Here is a 22,568-nt window from a genome sequence, read left to right on the forward strand (position 1 = left end):
GGCAAAAGCGCGGACAGGCTCAAAAATGCAGGTTGAAAATGATTTTCATTAAGAGTTTGTGGAAGGCTAAGATATTGAAAATATTTAAATTTAAAGATATCCCTTGATACTTAATGTGGTCATACCAGAAATAATCAGGTGATTCGCGGTGGGCTTGTTTACCACTGCTGCTGGCATTGTTAACATGATCACACTTTTTTGACGTATCCCCCTTTTGGTGCGTCATTTTTACCTTGGTGATAGGCAGGGCATTGCAGGAACACATAGATACGCTGGTTGCGCGTTATGACGACATTACCCGTCTCAAGACGCAACGGGCGTTAGGCCTCATGAGTCGCTACGGACAGCAGGTATTTCAACTGCTGCCCGTGATGCTGCACTTCAATCACCCCCTGCTGCCAGGCTATGTTTCTGGCGATGTCCCTCATGGTATCTGGAGCTTCAGCGCCACCGCCGAACAGCAAGCCTTTATCGATGACCTCTGTCGCAACGCCAACTGCCTGAATGGTCTGGCAACCCAGGATCGCGCGATTCAGGGGCTCTACTCCATGGGCAGTACCTCCTCCATCGGCCAATGCTGCCACTCCGATCTCGATATCTGGGTCTGCCACGTGGCCGGTTTGTCGCAGGAGCGGCTTGAACTGCTGGAGCAGAAGTGTCAGCAACTCTCCAAGTGGGCCGAGCAGCGCGGGGTCGATCTCAACTTTTTCCTGATCCCGGAAGACAAGTTCCGCCAGACCAACGATGCCCAGATGCAGGGGGAGAGCTGCGGCAGTGCCCAGCATCTGCTGTTGCTCGACGAGTTCTATCGTAGTGCCATGCATATCGCGGGCAAACGCTTGATCTGGTATCTGGTGCCCATCGCCTGTGATGACCACTACGACGCCTATGTGAACGAACTGTTCGAGAGCGGCAAGCTCAAGCAGGACGACTGGCTCGATCTCGGCAGTTTTGACCGCATTCCGGCCGAAGAATATTTCGGTTCCGCCTTGTGGCAGCTCTACAAGGGGATCGACTCCCCCTACAAAGCGGTGCTCAAGTCGGTGCTGATGGAGGCCTACTCCCACGAGTACCCCGATACCCGCTTGCTGTCGATGATTGGTCGCGACTGGTTCCAGCATAACGAGGGGATGCACTACCGGCTCGACAACTACTCTCTGATGCTGGACAAGGTGACCAACTACCTCAAGTCCATCGGCGATATGGCGCGGCTCGATCTGGTGCGCCGTTGCTTCTACCTCAAGGTGTGTGACGGCCTCAGCCATCCCAAGGATGATCACTCCCCCGAGTGGCGCCGTGGGCAAATGAGCCAGCTGGTCTCCTACTGGGGATGGAGTCAGCAGAAGCTGTATCAGCTCGATCACCGCCACGAGTGGAAGATCGAAGAGGTGAAGATCGCCCACGCCGAGTTGCTGGAGGCTCTGATGCAGAGCTACCGCAACCTGATCCAGTTCGCCCGCCGCAACAACATCAGTGAGTCGATCAACCCGGAAGATATCGGCATTCTGTCGCGCAAACTCTATGCCGCCTTCGAGAGCCTGCCGGGCAAAGTACAGCGGATCAACCTCAAGATCGCGCCGGACCTCAGCGAGCCGGATCTCAGCTTGGTACAGGTGCCCCACGGTCGCCTCAACCGCGCCGGTTGGTACCTCTACAAGCATTCACTGGAGCCGGTGGACATCATTGGCCGCGCGCCGCTCGAGTTCAACGGCTACATCAGCAAGCTGGTCTCCTGGGCCTACTTCAACGATCTGCTTACCCCGCAGTCGCGGGTGCACCTGTTCAATCAGGGCTCGGATCTGCACATCGACAATCTGCACCAGTTCTGTCGCGATCTCTCCGGTTGTTTCCCCGAGAAGTACCCGCTGGCCACCAACCTGGCCCTCAGCCGCCCGTGCGAGATCCGTCAGCTCTCCATCTTCCTCAATCTGGAGATGGACCCGACCAGCCACTGGGTCGGTCAGGTAATCGAATTTGATGCCAACACCGTGGATGTCTTCTCGTTTGGCCGCAATCAGGAGTGTCTGGTGGGCTCGGTAGATCTGGTCTATCGCAACTCCTGGAGCGAGATCCGCACCCTGCACTTCCAGGGGGATGAGGCTGTGGTCGATGCCCTCACCACCATCCTCGGCAAGATGCATCAGGATGCCGCCGCCCCCGAGATGATCGAGGTGTTTTGTTACAGCCAGCACTTCCGCTCATTGCTGCGCTCCCGCTTCGAAACCCTGGTGGCTGAGTGTATCGATCTGCGCCTCGCCCGCGACAAGCAGCAGTTGGTCAAGACCATGGCGCTCGGCAAGGAGAAGTACGGCATCTTCTTTGAGCGGCGCGGGGTGTCGGTCAAGAAGCTGGAAAACGCCATCGATTTTTACCGCCACATCTCCCACAACAAGCTGGATCACCTGCCGCTGCGGCTCGACAAGACCCACAGCCAGCATCTGCCGAGCATCGTCGATGCCTACGCCAGTGAAGGTTTGGTGCAGTTCTTCTTCGATACCCGGGATGCAGGGACCAACATCTACATCCTCGATGAGGCGAACCGGGTGGAGATTTACCAGCATTTTGCCGGCAACAAGGATGAGCTGGTGGCGGGGGTCAACCGCTTCTACACCTCCAGTCACGAGCGGTTCAGCGATGACGGTCAGTTCATCAACTTCAACCTGCCCCAGTACTACGAGATAGTGCAGCAGGGTGGTGAGCTGGCGGTGATCTCCTACCGCAGTCAGGGCATGTTGCGGGATCAGGCGCCGCCGACCCGGGAAGTGGGCTGACCCACCAGTTGGCATCGCCATAAAAAACGGCCTGCAATTGCAGGCCGTTTGCTTTTGAGGCAGATCAGGCGCCGAGACGGGCCAGCAGCCAGCAGCGAATATCATCGAGCTGCGGACGGCAGATCTCGTGACGCATCGGGTACTCGTGCCACTCGGGAGCGAGCCCGGCACTTTCCAGCCGGTTCTTGGCATCCCACCCCAGCGACAGGCTCACCACATCGTCATAGATGCCGTGCATGTAGCAGATGGGCAGGGTGCGAGCCGCTTCGCTCATCTCGTCTACCAGCTTGTCCGGGACGGCCAGATAGGTGGACATGCAGAGCAGGCCCGCCAGCTGGGCGCGGTAGCGCAGCGCGGTGAAGGAGGCAATCACCCCGCCCTGAGAGAAGCCCACCAGCACGATGCGCTCGGGGGCAAACCCCTCGGTTACCAGTTGATCGAGCAGGGCGGCAATCTGGTCGGCCGATTCACGGACATGGGACTCCACGGCTCGCTCGGCGGGATCCTCGAAGCTCTTGATGTCGTACCAGCCGCGCATCTTGTAGCCCATGTTAATGGTGATCGGCCGCTCGGGGGCATCCGGCAGCAGGTGACGCACCGGCAGCTCGGTGGGCAGGTCCAGCGCCTCTACCAGTGGGGCGAGACCGGCGCCGGAATCCCCCAGCCCGTGCAGCCAGATCACCGCATGGCGGGCGCCCTGCGGGTGCAGGTCGATCATGGGAACACCACAGTTTCACCCGCCTGCGTGGTACAGGAGCGGCTCAGCAGGGCTTTCAGCTCGTGACCGAAGCGGTTGTCGATCCAGGTTTCACCCTGCAGTTCGAAGTGGAAGCCGTTTTCGCGGGTAGCGACCCAGATCTGGTGCAGAGGCTCCTGTTTGTTGATGATGACCTTGGTCTTGTTCTCGAAAGAGAGGGTCAATACGCCGCCGTTGCGTTCGCAATCGATATCGGGATACCCCTCGTCGATAATGTCTTCCACATACTGGAAAAAGGTGTCGGTCAGGGCGTGATACTGGTGATCCTTCATCGGTTTATCCTGTTGCTTTTAACAATGTGAGTGCGATTATAGAGGGCCAAAAATTTTTTCGCAGCGAACCATTATGATCACCCAGTTCACCAAGTGTCTGCTTGCCACTCTTCTGTCCCTCGGGTTGGCCGCATGCGGTCTGACGGGGCCGCTCTATATGCCGCCCCCCGAGCAGCCACAGAGCCAGAGTACACCGCAATCGGCACCGCCTGCGACCTCCGAGGCAGCCACCGAGGCCGCGCCGCACTAATGCCGCACCCATTCTAGGAAGGAACCGCCCCCTTGGATCACTTTAACTACGACGCCGACGGCCAGCTTCAGGCCGAGCAAACCTCGCTGCAGCAGCTTGCCGAGCAGTACGGTACCCCGCTTTACGTCTACTCCCGTGCGACTCTTGAGCGCCACTGGCACGCCTTCGACACGGCGGCTGGCAATATTCCCCATCTGATCTGCTATGCGGTGAAGGCCAACTCCAACCTGGCGCTGCTCAACCTGCTGGCCCGTCTGGGTTCAGGGTTTGATATCGTCTCCGGTGGCGAGCTGTCGCGGGTGCTGGCGGCGGGCGGTGATCCGGCCAAAGTGGTCTTCTCCGGGGTGGCCAAGAGCGAAGCCGAGATGCGCCTCGCGCTGGATAAAGAGATCCTCTGTTTCAATCTGGAGTCGGAAGCCGAGCTGGAGCGCCTCAATCGGGTGGCGGGCAGCATGGGCAAGAAGGCCCGTGTCTCGGTGCGGGTCAATCCGGACATCGATGCCGGTACTCACCCCTATATCTCCACCGGCCTCAAGCAGAACAAGTTCGGCATCCCCATCGAGCTGGCGCCTGCCATCTATCGCAAGGCGGCGGCGATGGCGAACATCGAGATCGTCGGGGTGGATTGCCATATCGGCTCCCAGCTCACCGAGCTCACCCCCTTCATGGAAGCGGCTGACAAGCTGCTGCGGCTCATCGACGAGCTGGCGGCGGAGGGGATCCGCATTCACCACCTGGACGTGGGCGGCGGCCTCGGGGTCAACTACGGTTCCGAGCAGCCACCCCATCCCACCGAATACGCCGAAGCGCTCAAGCAGAAGCTGGCGGGTCGGGATCTGACCCTGCTGTTCGAGCCGGGCCGCGCCATCGTCGCCAATGCCGGTGTGCTGCTGACCCGGGTCGAGTACCTCAAGCCGGGCGAGACCCGCAATTTTGCGCTGATCGATGCCGGCATGAACGACATGCTGCGCCCCTCGCTCTACGGCGCCTGGATGAACATCATCGAGGTGGATAGCTGTGCCGGCCATGCTCCCGCGCTCTATGACGTGGTGGGCCCGGTGTGCGAGACCGGCGACTTCCTCGGCAAGGAGCGTACCCTGGCCATTACCGAGGGGTCACTGCTGGCAGTGCGTTCGGCTGGTGCTTATGGCTTTACCATGTCATCCAACTACAACACCCGCCCCCGTGCCGCCGAAGTATTGGTAGATGGTGCCGAGTCGCACCTGATCCGTGAGCGGGAGCAGTTGGCCGATCTCTGGCGCGGTGAGCACCTGTTGCCTTGATGCAGTAGATAGAGACGACGGAATTTTTACAGCCCTGACAGCACAGGAATGCGCTATGTGGATGGACTCTTCCGGGATGCATGGGGCTATGGACAACGACTTCATAGTGGTTGATGGTGAATTTTTACAGCCCTGATAGCACTGGAATGCACTATGTGGATGGATTGTTCCGGGATGCATGGGGCTATGGACAACGACTTCATAGTGGTTGATGGTGAATTTTTACAGCCCTAACAGCACAGGAATGCACGATGTTGATAGATTTTTCCAAGATGCATGGCTTGGGCAACGACTTTATGGTGGTGGATGGCGTCACCCAGAAGGTCTTTTTCAGCAATGATGTCATCAAGAAGCTGGCAGATCGCCACTTCGGGATCGGCTTTGACCAGCTGTTGCTGGTCGAGCCCCCCTATGATCCGGAACTCGATTTCCACTATCGCATTTTCAATGCCGATGGCAGCGAGGTGGAGCAGTGCGGCAACGGCGCCCGCTGTTTTGCCCGTTTCGTGCGTCTCAAGGGGCTGATCAACCGGGATCGCATCGCCGTTAGCACCTCTCGTGGCCGCATTATGCTGCAGCTCGAAGGGGAGAATCAGGTCACGGTCAATATGGGGGTCCCCCAGTTTGAGCCGAGCAAGATCCCGTTTCGGGCTCAAAAAGCAGAAAAAACCTACCTGTTGCGGGTGCAGGAGCATACCGTGATGTGTGGCGCTGTCTCCATGGGCAACCCTCACTGCGTCATTGATGTACCGTCGGTTGCCGATGCACCGGTCGCCGTGTTGGGGGCCATCATGGAACGCAACGAGCGTTTTCCCGAGCGGGTCAACGTTGGCTTCTCCGAGGTGGTCAACGCCAGCGAGATCAAGCTGCGGGTATTCGAGCGCGGGGTCGGTGAGACCCTGGCCTGTGGTACCGGCGCGTGCGCCGCTGTGGTGGTCGGCATCAGTCAGGGCAAGCTCAAGGAACGGGTCACTGTCACCCTGCCGGGCGGCAAGCTGACCATCGCCTGGAAGGGACCAGGGCAACCTGTCTATATGACCGGGCCAGCCGAGCATGTGTTTGACGGCCAGATAGAGGTTTAGGTAGAGGGGGCGAATGCCCCCTTTGCCCATGTTATCGGGGCAGTAAGCCCTGTTTTTCTAATGGATCACCCAATTTATGAGCGAGCTCAAACGGCAGGAGCAAGCGGTGGACGAAGCCGCTGTGCTGGAGTACCTGTCCCGTTACCCCGAATTTTTCCAGCGTCATGTCACTGTGCTGGACCGGATCCGAATTCCCCATGAACGTAAGGGCTCCGTCTCGCTGGTAGAGCGCCAGCTGGATCGTCAGCGCGAGCGGATTGAGCAGTTGGAGCTGGAGATCACCGAGCTGATGGGCATTGCCAGCGAGAACGAGCGGATCTTCCGGGTTTATGCCGATCTCTATGGCGAGCTATACGGTTGCCAGACCCTGTTTGAGGTGAGTGCCGTGATGGGCAAAGCCTTTGTCCAGCGGTTGCGGTTGACCGGCCTGCGGCTCTGGCTCAATCCCAAGCGCTTTGCCCTGAGCGGGCCCGAGCAGCGCTTTCTGGCGCAGGGCAAGCAGCTCGAATCCCTGCTGGGTCAGCGTCTGCCAGGGCAGGATTACTACTTTGGCCGCCTGAGCCAGAGCGAGAAGCAGGCGCTGTTTGGCCACGATGTGCTGGTTAACTCGGTCGCCCTGATGCGGCTCGGCGATCTCGGTGTGCTGGCCTTCGCCAGCTCGGATCCGAGCCACTTCAGCCCGCACAACGACACCCTGCTGCTAGGCCAGTTGGGTCGCTTGCTGCAGTTGCGTCTGCCCGAGCTGACCCGTGGCTAGGGAATCGGCCAATACACCGCCAGCCTCTGAGCCGCTGCCGGCAGCACTGGCGGATGAGCTGGCAGCCTTTATCGAATACCTGAGGGTCGAGCGCCAGCTCAGCCCCCACACCCGTACCAACTATCAGGGGCATCTCGACGCCATGACCGCCGAGCTGGTGCGACTGGGTCTTTGCGACTGGGGCCAGCTCGATGCGAGTCAGGTGCGCAGTCTGGTGACCCGGATGCACAAAGGGGGGCTGGCGCCCCGTTCGCTGGCCACCAAGGTCTCTGCGCTGCGCAGCTTCTGCGACTGGCAGGTGCGGCAGGGGCGGCTGACCGCCAATCCGGCCCGTGGCATCGTCACCCCCAAGCAGGGGCGGCCGCTGCCGAAAAACCTCGATGTGGACGAGATGTACCAGCTGCTCAACATCACCGATGAGCAGGATCCGCTGGCGGTGCGGGATCGCGCCATCATGGAGCTGATGTACTCGTCAGGGCTGCGTCTCGCCGAGCTGGTGGGGGTCAATCTGGTGGATCTGAAGCTCGATGATCGTCAACTCAAGGTGACCGGCAAAGGCTCGCGGGAGCGGGTGCTGCCCATCGGCCGGATGGCGGTCGAGTGGCTGCAGAAGTGGCTCAAGGTGCGCCCGCTGCTGGCCGGGGACGAGAGCGAGGCGCTGTTTCTCTCCAGTCGCAAGCAGCGGCTGTCGGCTCGCTCAGTGCAGGCCCGTCTCGATGGCTGGGGCAACAAGCAGGCACTGAACGCCCACGTCCATCCCCACAAGCTGCGTCACAGCTTTGCCACCCATATGCTGGAGTCCTCCGGCGATCTGCGGGCGGTACAGGAGCTGCTGGGACACGCGGATCTCTCCACCACCCAGATCTACACCCATCTCGACTTCCAGCATCTGGCCAAGGTCTACGACAGCGCCCACCCAAGGGCCAAGCGTGACCCGGATGCGCAGGAAGATGAATAACGGGCTCTGAGCCCCGTCGCAGAGGAGAGTCCATGCACTTCTATCGCCGCTGGCAGCCGGTTGCTGCCATCTCGTTTGACCTCGATGACACCCTCTATGACAACGGCCCCGCCATCGTGCGCGCCGAGCAGTGGATGCTCGACCATCTGCGCAGCGAATATCTGGCCACCGCCATGCTCGACCAGCCGCGCTGGCTGGCGCTCAAGCGTACTGTGCTGAACGGCGCACCCGAGCTGCACCACGATGTCAGTCTGGCGCGCCAGCAGACCATCCGCGCCGCCATGGTCGCGGGGGGCATGGCTGACCAGCAGGCCAGCCGCGAGGCGGAGCAGGTATTTGCCGCGTTTCTGGCACAGCGCTCGAAGATCGAGGTGAGCGAGTCAACCCATCAGCTGCTAGCCAGACTGGCCGCACGCTATCCGCTGGTGGTGATCACCAACGGCAATCTAGATCTGGCGCAGGCGGGACTGGATCGCTACTTCACGCTGATCTGTAAGGCGGGCGCTGGCACCAGAATGAAACCGGCGGCGGATATGTTTGAGCAGACCCGCAGCGCCCTCAAACTGCCACCTGAGCAGATCCTCCATGTGGGGGACCATCCTGAGACCGATGTGCTGGGGGCCCGCTTGCATGGCTTTCGTGCCGCCTGGCTCAATGAGCGGCGGCAGCCGTGGCATGCATTGCAACTGCTGCCAGATGTCGAGATCAATGGGCTGGAGGAGTTGGCCGGGCTGCTGCTTTGAGGGTGGTTACGAGCTTGGGAGCTTGCTGTATTGATCTGGTGACCCATAATTATGAGCAGTTTGCTCCGGCAAACAGATTGGAATACTCATAACATGGATGGACATGACTATGCCTACGATCGACTCCTTGCTGGCGGAACCCAAGCTGCTGCCCCAGATCCCTGAAGTGATGCGCGACTTGATTCAGACTTTCAACGAAAAAGACCCTGATCTGCTTAAGGTCAGTAAATTGATTAACAAGGATCCGGTCATCTCTGCCAAGTTGTTGCGCTTGGCCAACTCGGCTAAATTTGGCAGCAGTCGTCAGGTCGCTACCGTCAATGAGGCGGCGGTGCGGCTGGGGTTGGCGATGGTGCGTAACATGGTGCTGGCTTGCGGGCTCACCGAATCAGTCAAAGCGGTGCCCGGTATCAATCTCCAACACTTCTGGGGTTGTGTTTTCAACGTAGCGGAGCTGGCCCGTCGTCTGGCGGTCAAGAAAGGGATGAAGGGGGAGGAGGTCTTTACCTGCGCACTGCTGCACGATCTTGGTCGCCTCATCATGCATGTGGGACTGCCAGAAAATACGGTGAATCACATTCACGATCTGGAGCAGCATAAAGGGCGAGCCAAGGCGGAGGAGCTGGTGATTGGCTTCAATTATGCTCAGGTCGGGGCGGCGATGGCCAGATACTGGAAGTTTCCAGACACCATCAGCAATGCGGTGGAGTATCACTACAACCCGATGAAGGCGAAAGAGTTTTCCTCTGAGGCGGGGTTTATCCATCTGGCCATCGTGTTGGCAGCCCAGTCCGATGTGGGGGAAGAGGCTCCCCCCGAGTGGCCTCAGAGCGTGGCGGAACAACTGGGGCTGACATGGGCCGATTGTGCTGCCCAGTTCAGCGCGCTGCGGGAGCAGGGCAACGGCTATGCGGGGTTATTGGCAGCCTGAGTCGATTCATTTGATGTTACCAGGGGCCTATATGGTCCCTTTTTCATGACGAAATAATCTGCAGGCTTGTCAGCTCGGGAGTGACGGGGCACTCTTTGCCCTTCACTTTCCGTTTGAGAGCCCTTGCCATGATTGCCTCCTCCCGCTTGATCCTGCGCGAAATGATCGCCACCGATGCCCCTTTCATTCTTGAACTGCTCAATGACGGCGACTTTTATCGCTACATCGGCGATCGGGGCATTCGCACGCTGGAGCAGGCGCAGGAGTATATCCAGCAGGGGCCTGCGGTCAGCTATGCCCGCCACGGCCATGGCCTCTATCTGGTGGAGCGCAAGGAGGATAGTGCCAGCCTCGGTATCTGCGGTCTGATCAAGCGCGACACCCTGGAGCAGGTCGATATCGGTTACGCCTTTCTGCCGCAATATCGCGGTCAGGGTTATGCCATTGAAGCGGCGCAGGCTGCCCTTGCCGATGGCAAAAGCCGGTTGGGGATTGAGCAAGTAGTCGCCATCGTCACCCCGGGCAACGAACGCTCCATCTGCCTGTTGGCCAAGCTGGGGCTGGTGCGCAGCCGTCTGGTCAAGTTGAGCGAAGATGCTGATGAATGCCTGCTGCTGGAACAGTGATCGGCAAGTCAGAGAATGGGAAAATGACTAGTGAAGTGCTGTTCAGGCTGAACGACAAGCAAGAGAGTGGGTCTGGATAAAGGGCGAGAGAGGGAGAAGCAAAGAGGCCGCCGTGAGTTGCGGCCTGTCTGCATCGGGCGCTGCCGGTGGGCAGGCAGGATCAGTTGAGGTCTTCGATGGAGAACTCGCCAGCGATACCATCACAGGAGATGGCGAAACCGCCGCTGAAGCGGGTGCTGAACTGGATCAGGAACGCATCGGAATCCTGCTCTTGCGGAGGCAGGTTGATGGGTTTGCTACGACGCAGGGGCTTGTGTGTATGTATGGCTTTCATCATGGTATTTCTCTATATAAATTAGGTGTTTGCTCCTTGTATTGGCAAATGTCAGGTTAATGGACGCGGTTGATTTTGGATCAACAAGCGCGCAGGAATACCCAGCCCGGTCAGGGGCGTCTGCACTTTTCAAGGAATGCGCCAAAGAGTATGCGGATGCATAGTTCAATGTAGTGGGCAGATCGGGTCTGCACCGTGAGAGCCGGGCAACGCAGGCAGACAGCCTGACGGTTCTCAAGGCGAGTAAATCAGAGGGAGGTTATGTGTGTACTGGCAGGATTCATCTAACGTTGAAGCATTGCGAACATAATCAGGGCTGATTAACTAGCCGGGGCGCATTCTCTCCTCGAAATGAATAAAAAGCAAACAATAATTTGGCAATACTCGCTAAAAGTCATTTTTTTTGTGTGTTAAACCACCAGCTGACAGTAACAAAGAGGGCTCCCGATGGGAGCCCTCTTTAGTATTCTGCAAGCAAGTTCCGGGGTGACTCAGTAGTCGCCACAGGCCTTCTTGGCGGCGGTGATCATCGGGGTAATGGTCATGCCCTGCACCACGATGGAGAACATCACCACCGAGTAGGTCATCACCAGGATCACCTGACGCAGGTCGACGCCATGCTCCGGGATCATCATGACGCCGGAAGGCAGCGCCAAAGCCATCGCCATGGCCAGACCGCCACGCAGGCCACCCCAGGTGAGGATCCGTACCGAGAAGGTGTTGTAGCTGCGGAATCTGCGGAAGGCCATATAAGGCAGCGACACGCTGACGAAGCGCGCGGCCAGGCAGAGTGGCACCGCGATGACCAGCAGTACCCAGTCATGCCAGGAGAGCTCCAGCAGCACCAGCGCCAGACCGATCAGCAGGAACAGCAGGGCGTTGAGGAACTGATCCATCAACTCCCAGAAGTGGTCCAGGTGATGACGGCTCTGCTCGGAGAAGCCGGAGTGGCGGGTCCAGTTGCCGATCATGATGCCGGTGACCACCATGGCCAGCGCGCCGGAGACACCGATCATGTTGGCGAGGGCAAAACCGGCGGTCGGGATGCAGAGGGTCAGCAGTAGCTCAAGGGAACCATCGTCGGTGGCGCTGATCATCACGTGGGCGATGACGCCCAGCACGGCGCCAAACAGAATGCCGCCGAGGGCTTCATGCAGGAACAGACCGGCCACGCTGCCGAAGGTGGGCTCGACACCGCCAAAGGCCACGGCAAACACGGTGGCGAAGATGACGAGGCCGACACCGTCGTTGAACAGGGATTCCCCTTCGATCTGGATGGCGATCTGGGGTGGCGCTTGCATCTTCTTGACGATGGCCAGCACCGCAATCGGGTCAGTGGGGGAGATCAGCGCCCCGAACAGCAGGCAGTAGACCAGTGGCAGTTCCCAGCCCAGTAGCTTGGCGATAAACCAGAAGCCGTAGCCGATGATGAAAGTAGAGAGCAGGGTCGCCACGATGGAGAGAATGGTGATCTCCCACTTCTGGCTACGCAGCGCCTTGAGGTTGATGCCGAGGCCACCGGCAAACAGCAGGAAGCCCAGAATCCCTTTCAGCAGGAAGTTCTGGAAGTCGATGCTCTGCATGGTTTTGACAGCAAGAGGTTCCAGATTGAACCAGCCCAGTTTACCAAACAGCACCAGCAACGCGGAGATCACCATGGAACCGGCGGTGATGGCGATGGTGGTCTGGATCTTCACAACATACTGGTTGGCAAAGGCGATAAAAATCGCCAACGCTGCCAGAAAACAGAGTGTGTAGTAGACGCTCATAGTTATTTTTTTCTCATTAGTAGACAGCAAGCACGTATCCCCATGCGGGACGGGCATAGGGTACTCTCGGGCCCTATGTTACTCATTACCTATAAATGAGTATATCTTGGTGTGTTTGGACTGATAGACGGCTAGATTTCCATTTTTTTTGTTTGCTGTTAGGATGCTTGTTACGCAGTTGCATGGATGTAGAGGAGCGAGTCGTGGCGAACAGGAAGCCGAGCATAAAATCGGACATTACAAAGAAACTGGAATTCTGTCTCAAGGAACGGATCCTGATCATCGACGGTGCCATGGGCACCATGATCCAGGGTTACAAGCTGGGAGAGGCGGATTATCGCGGTGAGCGGTTTTCCGACTGGCATACCGACATCAAGGGCAACAACGATCTGCTGGTGCTGACCCGCCCTGCGGTGATCCGCGAGATCCACGATCAGTATTGCGCCGCCGGCGCCGACATCCTCGAGACCAACACCTTCAACGCCACTCGCATCGCCATGGCCGATTACGAGATGGAGGAGTTTTCGGCCGAGATCAACCGTGAAGCCGCCCGGCTGGCCCGCGCCGTGGCAGACGAGTGGACGGCAAAAGATCCCGCCAGGCCGCGTTTCGTCGCCGGGGTCTTGGGCCCCACCAACCGCACCTGCTCCATCTCGCCGGACGTCAACGATCCCGGCAAACGCAACGTCACCTATGACCAGCTGGTAGCGGCCTACACCGAATCGACCCACGCCCTGATCGAGGGCGGCGCCGACATCATTCTGATCGAGACCATTTTCGATACCCTCAACGCCAAGGCGGCCGCCTTCGCGGTGGAAGGGGTGTTCGAGGAGCTGGGCTACAGCCTGCCGGTGATGATCTCCGGCACCATTACCGACGCCTCCGGTCGCACCCTCTCCGGCCAGACCACCGAAGCCTTTTATCATTCTCTGCGCCACGTCAAACCCGTTTCGTTTGGCCTTAACTGTGCGTTGGGACCCGATGAGCTGCGCCAGTATGTGGAGGAGCTGTCGCGGATCAGCGAAAGCCATGTCAGCGCCCACCCCAACGCCGGTCTGCCCAACGCCTTTGGCGAGTACGATCTCGATGCGGGTGAAATGGCGGCCCACATCCGCGAGTGGGCCCAGAGCGGTTTTCTCAACATGGTGGGCGGTTGCTGCGGCACCACCCCGACCCACATCCGCGCCATGAGCGACGCCGTGGCGGGCATCAAGCCGCGCGTTCTGCCCGAGCTGCCGGTAGCCTGCCGCCTGTCGGGCTTGGAGCCGCTGATCATTACCCCCGAATCCATGTTTGTGAACGTGGGGGAGCGTACCAACGTTACCGGTTCGGCCAAGTTCAAGCGGCTGATCAAGGAGGGGCTCTACGACGAGGCGCTGGATGTCGCCAAACAGCAGGTAGAGAGCGGCGCCCAGATCATCGACATCAACATGGACGAGGGGATGCTGGACGCCGAAGCGGCCATGGTGCGCTTCTTGAACCTCATCGCCGGTGAGCCGGATATCGCCCGGGTGCCGGTGATGATCGACTCCTCCAAATGGGAGGTGCTGGAAGCGGGCCTCAAGTGCGTGCAGGGCAAGCCGGTGGTCAACTCCATCTCCATGAAGGAGGGGGAGGAGAAGTTCATCCAGCAGGCCAAGCTGCTGCGCCGCTATGGCGCTGCCGTGATCGTGATGGCGTTTGATGAGGTAGGGCAGGCGGATACCCGCGCCCGCAAGTTCGAGATCTGTCAGCGCGCCTACCGCATTCTGGTGGATCAGGTCGGTTTCCCGCCGGAAGATATCATCTTCGACCCCAACATCTTCGCGGTGGCGACCGGCATCGATGAGCACAACAACTACGCGGTGGACTTCATCGAGGCGGTGAAGGATATCAAGACCCATCTGCCTCATGCCATGATCTCCGGCGGCGTCTCCAACGTCTCGTTTTCGTTTCGCGGCAACGAGCCGGTGCGCGAAGCCATTCACGCGGTGTTCCTCTATCACGCCATCCAGAACGGCATGGACATGGGGATCGTCAACGCCGGTCAGCTCGCCATCTATGAAGACATTCCGAAGGATCTGAAGGCCAAGGTCGAGGCGGTGGTACTCAACCTGAGTGACAGCGCCACCGAGGATCTGCTGGCCATCGCCGAGACCTATCGCGGTGCTGGCGCTCAGGCGGAGGATCCGCGGGATCAGGAGTGGCGCAGCTGGCCGGTGGGCAAGCGGCTGGAGCATGCGCTGGTCAAGGGGATCACTGACTTTATCGAAGAGGATACCGAACAGGCGCGGGCCGAGGCCGACAAGCCACTGCACGTCATCGAAGGGCCGCTGATGGATGGCATGAACGTGGTCGGTGATCTGTTTGGCGCGGGCAAGATGTTCCTGCCGCAGGTGGTCAAATCGGCGCGGGTAATGAAGCGGGCAGTCGCTTATCTGCAGCCCTATATCGAAGCTGAAAAACAGGGCAGTTACAGCAACGGCAAGATAGTGCTCGCCACCGTCAAAGGGGATGTGCACGACATCGGCAAGAACATCGTCGGGGTGGTGCTGCAGTGCAATAACTACGAGATCGTCGATTTGGGCGTCATGGTCTCCTGCGAGACCATCCTCAAGACGGCGCGGGAGGTCGGCGCCGATATCATAGGTCTGTCGGGCCTGATCACCCCGTCGCTGGATGAGATGGTGCACGTGGCCAAGGAGATGGAGCGTCAGGGCTTCAAGCTGCCGCTGTTGATCGGCGGTGCTACCACCTCCAAGGCCCACACAGCGGTCAAGATCGAGCAAAACTACAGTGAACCCGTGGTCTATGTCTCCAACGCCTCTCGTGCGGTGGGGGTGGCCCAAAGCCTGCTCAACCCCGAGCTCAAGCCCGCCTTTGTCGCCCGTATCGACAAGGAGTACGAGATTGCCCGCGAGCAACATGCCCGCAAGCAACCCAGAGCCAGGCCGGTTAGCCTGGCCCATGCCCGTGCCAACCGCCAGCAGCTGGATTGGGTCGGTTACCAGCCGCCCAAGCCCCGCGAGCCTGGGGTGCAAAAGTTCGAGAACGTGCCCATTTCGGTACTGCGCCCCTATATCGACTGGACCCCGTTCTTCCTCAGCTGGGAGCTGGCGGGCAAGTATCCGCGTATCCTCGAGGACGAGATTATCGGCGAGGAGGCAACCAAGCTGTTTGCCGATGCCAACGCCATGCTGGATCAGCTGGAGCAGGATGGGAGCGTGCGCTGCGCCGGTATTATCGGCCTGTTCCCGGCCAACGCCGTGGGGGACAGCATCGAGGTCTATAGCGACGAGTCGCGCAGTGAAGTGAAGAAAGTGCTGCACCACCTGCGTCAGCAGAGCGAGAAGCAGGGCTTCCCCAACTACTGTCTGGCGGACTATGTGGCGCCGAAAGAGAGCGGCAAGCCGGACTGGATCGGCGCCTTCGCGGTGACCGGCGGTATCGGCGAAGAGGCCATCGCCAATGCCTACAAGGCGGATCACGATGACTACAACGCCATTCTGATCCAGGCGGTGTGTGATCGTTTGGCAGAGGCCTTTGCCGAGTACCTGCACCAGCAGGTACGCAAAGAGCATTGGGGTTATGTCCCCGATGAAGCGCTCTCTAACGAAGAGCTGATCCGCGAGAACTATCAGGGCATTCGTCCGGCCCCCGGTTATCCGGCCTGCCCGGAGCACACCGAGAAGGGCAGCATCTGGGAGTTGCTGGAGGTGGAGCAGGCCATTGGCATGACACTCACCGAGTCCTACGCCATGTGGCCGGGGGCGGCGGTGTCGGGCTGGTACTTCTCTCACCCCGAGAGCAAATACTTCGCGGTAGCGCAGATCCAGCAGGATCAGGTTGAGGATTACGCTGTCCGCAAGGGGATGACCCTCGCAGAAGCAGAACGCTGGTTGGGGCCTAATCTGAGCTGAATCGCGATTCTCGAGGTGTCACAGGTTGATCTTTGACAACAAACGGCGGCATCCTTGCACTGGTTTGATGAGCCGCATGGAGCCGCCGTTTGCCGTGTTGGTAACTCTCATTTGGCAGCGCGCTGTTTCGTGTGGTTTGTCTTGTTGTCAGGAGAAACAATTGGCGTTGTCTTGGCGCTGTGGCACCTTATACTCTCCCGCCCCAACCTGCCCAGGCGTTGCCTTCTAGCGGAATTTTCATGAAGATTGCCATTTTATCCCGTGAGCCGAAAAACTATTCCACCCGCCGTCTGGTCGAGGTGGCGCAGGCGCGCGGCCATCAGGTCGAGGTGCTCGACACCCTGCGCTGCTATATGAATATTGCTTCCCACAACCCTTCGATCCATTACGAGGGGGGGGAGCTGGAAAGTTATGATGCGGTGATCCCCCGTATCGGGGCCAGCATCACTTTTTATGGCACCGCCGTACTGCGCCAGTTCGAGATGATGAACACCATGGCCCTCAACAGCTCGGTGGCGATCAGTCGCTCCCGCGACAAGCTGCGGGCCATGCAGCTGCTCTCCCGCCATGGTATCGGCCTGCCCATCACCGGCTATGCCCACAGTACCCACGATGTGCCCGACCTCATCACCATGGTGGGCGGGGCGCCGCTGGTGGTGAAGCTGCTGGAGGGGACCCAGGGGATCGGTGTGGTGCTCTGCGAGACCCAGAAAGCCGCCGAGAGCGTGATCGAAGCCTTTATCCAGACCAACAACAACATTCTGGTGCAGGAGTATATCCGCGAGGCCAATGGCGCCGACATCCGCTGTCTGGTGGTCAACGGCAAGGTGGTTGCCGCCATGCGCCGTCAGGCCCAGCCGGGGGAATTTCGCTCCAACTTGCACCGTGGCGGCACCGCCGAGGCGATCAAGATCACCCCGGAAGAGCGGGCTACCGCTGTGCAGGCCGCCAAGATCATGGGGCTGGATGTGGCAGGGGTGGATATCCTGCGCAGCGCCCGCGGCCCGCTGGTGCTGGAGGTGAACTCCTCCCCCGGTCTGCAAGGGGTGGAAGCCGCCTCCGGCAAGGATGTGGCTGGCAAGATCATCGAGTTCCTCGAACTCAAGGCGAGCCGCAAGAACAAACCGGCGGAGTGAGCCTAGCGCTTGCAGCCGTCAGATAACAACAGGGCGCCCTCGGGCGCCTTGTTTCTATCTGGCTGGTTGGCTCGCGGTAACACCGCGCCCTCACCCTAACCCTCCCCCAAAGGGAGAGGGAACTGTTCGGCAGTGATCATCGCCAGCCGGGCGCTGAAAATTCCGTCCTCCAGCCTGGTCTCTATCTGCCAGCCCAGCTTCTCGCAGATGCGCTGGATGATGGTGAGGCCGCAGCCGTAGCCGAGGATCTGATCCGGTGCCGCCGCCGTCGGGTTGCTGATGGTCAGCACCGGGCCGCACAGCTCGATCTCGATATGTCCATCGGCATAGCTCAGGGCATTTTTCAGCAGGTTGCCGAGGGCGATGGCGAGCAGCGAGAGGGGGGCGTTTACTGCGCTGCTCTCATCCAGGGTGAGCCTGATATCGAGCGCCTCCCGCTGCAGCAGCGGGGCGAGGCGAGCCAGCTCCTGACGGATCAGCGGGGTGACCTGTTGCAGCGGCCGCTCCACCGCCTCCTTGCGACCCAGCAGCAGGAAGGTCTCGGTGAGCAGCGCCATCTCGTCGGCGGCGGCGCGGATGCGCAGGGTGGCGCGGGCGGCTGGCGCGGGCAGATCCGTCACCTTGCCGAGCAGGGCGGCCGAGCCCTGGATCACCATGTTGGGGGTGCGCAGTTCGTGGCTGGCGAAGCGGCTGAACTCCTGCTCGCGGGCGAACACCGCGCTCACCTCCTGCTTGCCGGCCAGCAACGCCAGCTCGATATCCCGCAGCTCCTGCCAGGGGGCGTCGGGCTCGAAATCCGCCTGATCCGGGGTGAGGTGGGCGACCCTGTGTTGCAGCCGTTGCAGCGGCCCGGTGATATGGCGCACCAGCCAGATGCCAAAGCCCAGCGAGCTGAGCAGCAGCGCCAGCCCAATCAGCCGGGTCGCCAGATGCAGCTTGTCTTCATAAGGGTCGAGGTAGTCATCGGCGTCGTCGTTGAACACCAGATAGAGCAGTCCCTCGCCGGAAGGGTGACGGGCCACCAGAAAGTGTTTGTCCTCCTTGCCCAGCTGGTGCTCGAAAAAGCCGGGGGTCTGGTAGGGCTTCAGCCACCTCGGCAGGCGGCCCGCCTCGGTCCAGTAGCTGGAGAACTGTCTGGGGCTCGGAGCGGCCGCCGCCGGGCCGAGTCGCAGCCAGTCATCGCTGTAGCGGGTCACTTCGGCTTCCAGCCAGTGGCGCAGGCTCAGCTCCTCCATCTTGTCTTCGGCCACCAGCATCAGGCCGGAGAGCAGGATCAGCAGCACCACCCCGGCGCCGCCGAGCGCCATGATCAGGCGGCGGCGCAGGCTCGGCAGGCTCATGCGCCCACCAGTCGGTAGCCCTGACCGTGCAGGGTCTCGAGCATGGGGGTGGGGAAGGGCTTGTCCAGCGCGTTGCGCAGGGCGTAGATGTGGCTGCGCAGGGCATCGGAGTCGGGCTCCTCATCCCCCCAGACGGTGTCGAGTACCTCCTGACGGCTGACGATGGCGGGAGCGCGGCGGGCCAGCAGGGCGAGGATCTGGAACGGGATCTTGCCGAGCTTGAGGGGCTCACCGGCGCGGGTGGCGCGACCGCTGGCGACATCGACCGTCAGATCGCCGAAGCTGATGGCCCCCACATCGCCGCGCGGGCCGCGCAGACTGAGGGCTTGCAGCCGCACCTCCAGCTCCTCCATGGCGAATGGCTTGACCAGATAGTCATCCCCTCCCGCCTTGAAGCCTGCCAGCTTGTCTTCCAGGCTGTCGCGGGCGGTGAGAAACAGCACCGGGGTCGGGATCCCCTGCTCACGCAGGCGGGCCACCGTGCTGAGGCCATCGAGGCGCGGCATCATCACATCCATGATGATGACGTCGAAACGCTGCTCCTCCAGCAGTTGCAGCGCCGCCTGACCGTGATAGGCACAATCGAGGCGGTGACCGGCCAGCTCCAGATAATCCATGATGGTTTCCGCCACCTGAGGATTGTCTTCCACTACCAAAATCTTCATGCTTTGCTCTCCTGGTTGGCGAGCGCTTCACGCTCTTTTCACACCGGATACGGCATCCTGTGTGCCAGTGTAACCCCGAGGATCCCTGATGAAGAAGTCTCTCTGCGCCCTCCTGTTGCTGATTTTGTTGCCACTTGGCACCGCACAGGCGACCGAATTCAAGCTGATCGGCCGCACCACCTGGCAGCTTGGCCAGCTGATGGTCAACGGCATGCCGTTCGTGATCGACGATCAGACCCGCTTCAAGGATTGGCTCAACGAGGATGATCTCGGTGGCACCTGGGTCGAGATGAAGGGGGTGGTGGAAAATGGCGTGCGCTATGTGCGCAAGGTCGAGGCGCTCGACGAAGATGACAAGGGCGAGATGGATCTGGAAGGGCCGGTCGAACGTGGGCGGATCTGGGGCTACACCACCTCGGACAATAGTCTGGCCCCGTTTGAAGGGCGCTGGCTCGAGCTGGAGTGCAAGTTTGACGGCATGCGCCTGAGCCGCTGCCGCGAGGATGACTGATCCGATCTGCCCTGACGAATTCGCAATGACACCGAATGAAGCCCATGCTTGTCCAGCATGGGCTTTTTTGTTCAGGGACGAACCAGGATGGAACAAGCGAGAAAATGGTGTGCATGGATGCTGGGAGTGCCGCTCTGGGCGGCGCAGGCGGGAGCCGACGAATTGTGGCTGGTGGAGCTGGAGCACAGCGATGGCATCCGCCTGCAATTTCAGGGGGCCGAGGTGGAGCAGGGCAGTGCTGCCGTCTGGCGGCAGGGAGTGGTTTGGGATCAGCCGCTTAAACCGGGCGACCGCCTCGCCCTGCTGGTGGCCGACGGCGTTGCCACCCGGATTGAGCTGCTGGCCGCCAGAGCCGCGCTGGCCAATCAGCCCTGGCAGCGGGCGCAAGATCTCCTGCAATCCTTCGATGACCGGCAGCTCACGCTGGCCACCCTGGGCACTGTGCCACTCAACCCGCAGGTGCGCTGGGTCAACGGCTCGGCCGCCGATCTGCACGAAGGGAGCGAGCTGGTATTGATCCGTTCGGTGGATGGAATATTGCTGGGAATTGAAGTGATCAATCCGGAAGAGTAATTCAGCATCTTCTTATTTAATAAAGGTTCACCATATTGTGGTAGGCATTAAATAATGTCTGCCACAATATTTATGATTTATTCCTCAATAAAGTCATCACTCTAATTATTTTCTTGTATCACCATTATTTTGTTTGTCATGGATGTTTTTTGGTGGTTTATTTTATTTGTGTCAGGTTTTGTCGGAGTTCATTCCTGTCAAATGAAGAAGGATATTTCTACACAATAACAAATATCGTATGTCTGAAAGAGGGATAAATGATGAATAGAATAATTACCGCCAATCTGGCGTTTTTGGCATCTTCATTGATGCTCGCTCAGGTGCAGGCGGCTGAACCTGTCTACCCTGATCAGGTCAAGTGGGCGGGTCTTGGGACGGGCGTCTGTGCCAGTGGTTACCGTCCTCTGACCCGCGACGAAGCCATGAGTATCAAGGGTAATCTGGTCAGCCGCATGGGGCAGTGGCAGATCACCGGGCTGGCTGATCGCTGGGTGATCATGGGGCCGGGATATAATGGCGAAATCAAACAGGGCACTGCCGGAGAAACCTGGTGCTATCCCAATTCACCGATTTCCGGAGAAATACCGACACTCTCTGACTGGAATATTCCGGCGGGGGATGAAGTCGATGTGCAATGGCGGCTGGTTCATGATAATGATTATTTTATCAAGCCGGTCAGTTATCTTGCTAATTATTTGGGCTACGCCTGGGTGGGGGGGAATCATAGTTCCTATGTCGGGGAAGATATGGATGTCACCCGGCTCGGTGATGGTTGGCTGATAAAAGGAAATAATGACGGCGGCTGTTCGGGATATCGTTGTGGGGAAAAGAGCTCCATCAAGGTGAGCAACTTCTCATACACCCTGGAGTCCGACAGCTTTAGCCACGGCCAGGTGACAGAGAGTGACAAGCAGCTGATCAAGACCATTAACGCCAATGCGACCAACTACACCGACCTGCCCCAGCAGGTGGTGGTGACCCTGAAGTACGACAAGGCCACCAACTGGTCGAAGACCGACACCTACAGCCTAAGCGAGAAGGTGACCACCAAGAACAAGTTTCAGTGGCCGCTAGTGGGTGAAACCGAACTGGCCATCGAGATCGCTGCGAGCCAGAGCTGGGCCTCCCAGAAAGGGGGATCAACCACTGAGACCGTCTCGGTTGAAGCGCGCCCCACAGTGCCGCCCCACTCCAGCCTGCCGGTACGGGTTGCGCTCTACAAGTCCAACATATCCTACCCCTACGAGTTCAAGGCCGAGGTCAATTATGACCTGACCATGAAGGGCTTCCTGCGCTGGGGCGGCAATGCCTGGTATACCCATCCGGAGAATCGCCCCACCTGGGAGCATACCTTTGCCGTTGGGCCCTTCCGTGACAAGGCGAGCAGCATCCGCTACCAGTGGGACAAGCGTTATATCCCGGGTGAGGTGAAGTGGTGGGACTGGAACTGGGCCATCAGCCAATACGGCCTGTCGACCATGCAAAACAACCTGGGACGAGTGCTGCGTCCGACCCGCTCCAGCGTTACCGGCGACTTCTACGCCGAGAGCCAGTTTGCTGGCGATATCGAAATCGGTCAGCCACAGACCCGCTCCGCGAAGGCCTTGCTGAGTAGCGATTCTGCCGACGAGGTGGCGCTCACCGGTGTGGATCTGGACAAAGAGACCCTTGCCAATGAAGGCTTTGGCGATGTCAGCCTGACCATAGCTCCGGTGCGATAATCTCCCTCGCAGGCCTCCTTTCATGGGGGCCTGTTCTTGTTCTGCGCAAGAGGTTGTTCTTGCCCTGTGCCCCTCGATTTCCCCTCTTTTTGTCCTCTTCCCCCTGAATGATCACGGCGGGAACCTATGGCTTGCCAAGGTGTCGCTAACGCAGGTTTGACCTCTGCCCGGGGTGGTCCCGTGAGCGAGG

20 protein-coding genes are annotated in these 22,568 nt (G+C 59.6%); 14 read left to right on the plus strand and 6 right to left on the minus strand.

Annotated elements, in window-relative coordinates; all coding sequences use genetic code 11:
• Positions 1-251 precede the first annotated feature (251 nt).
• Complete coding sequence (locus BN4575_RS14310; protein WP_068978677.1) at positions 252-2,771, plus strand: class I adenylate cyclase; 2,520 nt, start codon at positions 252-254, stop codon at positions 2,769-2,771.
• A gap of 64 nt (positions 2,772-2,835) precedes the next feature.
• Here BN4575_RS14310 and BN4575_RS14315 read toward each other — a convergent pair whose 3' ends face one another.
• Both BN4575_RS14315 and cyaY read right to left on the minus strand, forming a co-directional pair.
• A complete protein-coding gene (locus BN4575_RS14315) occupies positions 2,836-3,489 on the minus strand; it encodes an alpha/beta hydrolase (protein ID WP_068978678.1) in 654 nt (217 codons plus the stop codon).
• Positions 3,486-3,800 carry an iron donor protein CyaY gene (cyaY, locus tag BN4575_RS14320; RefSeq protein WP_042024573.1) on the minus strand — a complete coding sequence of 105 codons (315 nt, stop codon included), beginning with the start codon at positions 3,798-3,800 and terminating at the stop codon, positions 3,486-3,488. The genes BN4575_RS14315 and cyaY overlap by 4 nt, the downstream gene beginning before the upstream one ends.
• Before the next feature lie 73 nt (positions 3,801-3,873).
• On the opposite strand from cyaY, the gene BN4575_RS21800 reads away from it, so the two are divergent.
• From BN4575_RS21800 to BN4575_RS14355, 8 genes are all read left to right on the plus strand, one after another.
• Positions 3,874-4,050 (plus strand): LPS translocon maturation chaperone LptM, encoded by a 177-nt coding sequence (locus tag BN4575_RS21800; protein WP_139245159.1) that lies wholly within the window; start codon positions 3,874-3,876, stop codon positions 4,048-4,050.
• A gap of 32 nt (positions 4,051-4,082) precedes the next feature.
• Entirely contained in the window at positions 4,083-5,333 is a 1,251-nt protein-coding gene (gene lysA, locus BN4575_RS14325; protein ID WP_068978679.1) for a diaminopimelate decarboxylase, read from the plus strand.
• Positions 5,334-5,584: 251 nt separating this feature from the next.
• Complete coding sequence (dapF, locus tag BN4575_RS14330; RefSeq protein ID WP_042024577.1) at positions 5,585-6,415, plus strand: diaminopimelate epimerase; 831 nt, start codon at positions 5,585-5,587, stop codon at positions 6,413-6,415.
• Between the two features lie 76 nt (positions 6,416-6,491).
• Positions 6,492-7,172, plus strand: a complete 681-nt coding sequence (locus BN4575_RS14335) for a DUF484 family protein (RefSeq protein WP_068978680.1) — start codon at positions 6,492-6,494, stop codon at positions 7,170-7,172.
• Positions 7,165-8,130: a tyrosine recombinase XerC gene (gene xerC, locus BN4575_RS14340; protein ID WP_068978681.1), complete on the plus strand. Its 966-nt coding sequence runs from the start codon at positions 7,165-7,167 to the stop codon at positions 8,128-8,130. The genes BN4575_RS14335 and xerC overlap by 8 nt, the downstream gene beginning before the upstream one ends.
• A gap of 32 nt (positions 8,131-8,162) precedes the next feature.
• Complete coding sequence (locus BN4575_RS14345; protein ID WP_068978682.1) at positions 8,163-8,873, plus strand: HAD-IA family hydrolase; 711 nt, start codon at positions 8,163-8,165, stop codon at positions 8,871-8,873.
• A 109-nt stretch (positions 8,874-8,982) separates the two neighbouring features.
• Entirely contained in the window at positions 8,983-9,804 is an 822-nt protein-coding gene (locus BN4575_RS14350) for an HDOD domain-containing protein (RefSeq protein WP_068978683.1), read from the plus strand.
• Positions 9,805-9,932: 128 nt separating this feature from the next.
• A complete protein-coding gene (locus BN4575_RS14355; protein ID WP_068978684.1) occupies positions 9,933-10,430 on the plus strand; it encodes a GNAT family N-acetyltransferase in 498 nt (165 codons plus the stop codon).
• Positions 10,431-10,590: 160 nt separating this feature from the next.
• On the opposite strand, the gene BN4575_RS21805 is transcribed toward BN4575_RS14355, so the two are convergent.
• A complete protein-coding gene (locus tag BN4575_RS21805; protein ID WP_098980954.1) occupies positions 10,591-10,767 on the minus strand; it encodes a hypothetical protein in 177 nt (58 codons plus the stop codon).
• 488 nt (positions 10,768-11,255) lie between these two features.
• Positions 11,256-12,533 carry a cation:proton antiporter gene (locus tag BN4575_RS14360; protein ID WP_068978685.1) on the minus strand — a complete coding sequence of 426 codons (1,278 nt, stop codon included), beginning with the start codon at positions 12,531-12,533 and terminating at the stop codon, positions 11,256-11,258.
• Between the two features lie 182 nt (positions 12,534-12,715).
• Here BN4575_RS14360 and metH point away from each other — a divergent pair, with 182 nt between their 5' ends.
• Both metH and rimK read left to right on the plus strand, forming a co-directional pair.
• Positions 12,716-16,432, plus strand: a complete 3,717-nt coding sequence (gene metH, locus BN4575_RS14365; protein ID WP_068978686.1) for a methionine synthase — start codon at positions 12,716-12,718, stop codon at positions 16,430-16,432.
• Between the two features lie 239 nt (positions 16,433-16,671).
• Positions 16,672-17,568, plus strand: coding sequence for a 30S ribosomal protein S6--L-glutamate ligase (gene rimK, locus BN4575_RS14370; RefSeq protein WP_042024591.1), 897 nt, complete (start codon positions 16,672-16,674; stop codon positions 17,566-17,568).
• Between the two features lie 95 nt (positions 17,569-17,663).
• Here the strand turns inward: rimK and BN4575_RS14375 are convergent, their stop codons facing one another.
• Positions 17,664-18,908 (minus strand): sensor histidine kinase, encoded by a 1,245-nt coding sequence (locus tag BN4575_RS14375; RefSeq protein ID WP_068978687.1) that lies wholly within the window; start codon positions 18,906-18,908, stop codon positions 17,664-17,666.
• Complete coding sequence (locus tag BN4575_RS14380; protein ID WP_068978688.1) at positions 18,905-19,573, minus strand: response regulator transcription factor; 669 nt, start codon at positions 19,571-19,573, stop codon at positions 18,905-18,907. The genes BN4575_RS14375 and BN4575_RS14380 overlap by 4 nt, the downstream gene beginning before the upstream one ends.
• 88 nt (positions 19,574-19,661) lie before the next feature.
• Between BN4575_RS14380 and BN4575_RS14385 the strand changes: the two genes are divergently transcribed.
• The 3 genes from BN4575_RS14385 (at position 19,662) to aerA (ending at position 22,378) form a co-directional block, all read left to right on the plus strand.
• Positions 19,662-20,084, plus strand: coding sequence for a hypothetical protein (locus BN4575_RS14385; protein ID WP_068978689.1), 423 nt, complete (start codon positions 19,662-19,664; stop codon positions 20,082-20,084).
• A gap of 87 nt (positions 20,085-20,171) precedes the next feature.
• Positions 20,172-20,657, plus strand: a complete 486-nt coding sequence (locus tag BN4575_RS14390; RefSeq protein WP_068978690.1) for a hypothetical protein — start codon at positions 20,172-20,174, stop codon at positions 20,655-20,657.
• Between the two features lie 260 nt (positions 20,658-20,917).
• Positions 20,918-22,378, plus strand: a complete 1,461-nt coding sequence (gene aerA / locus BN4575_RS14395) for an aerolysin AerA (RefSeq protein ID WP_176716439.1) — start codon at positions 20,918-20,920, stop codon at positions 22,376-22,378.
• Positions 22,379-22,568 lie beyond the last annotated feature (190 nt).

This window comes from Aeromonas sp. EERV15, assembly GCF_900079845.1.
Taxonomy (GTDB): Bacteria; Pseudomonadota; Gammaproteobacteria; order Enterobacterales; family Aeromonadaceae; genus Aeromonas; species Aeromonas sobria.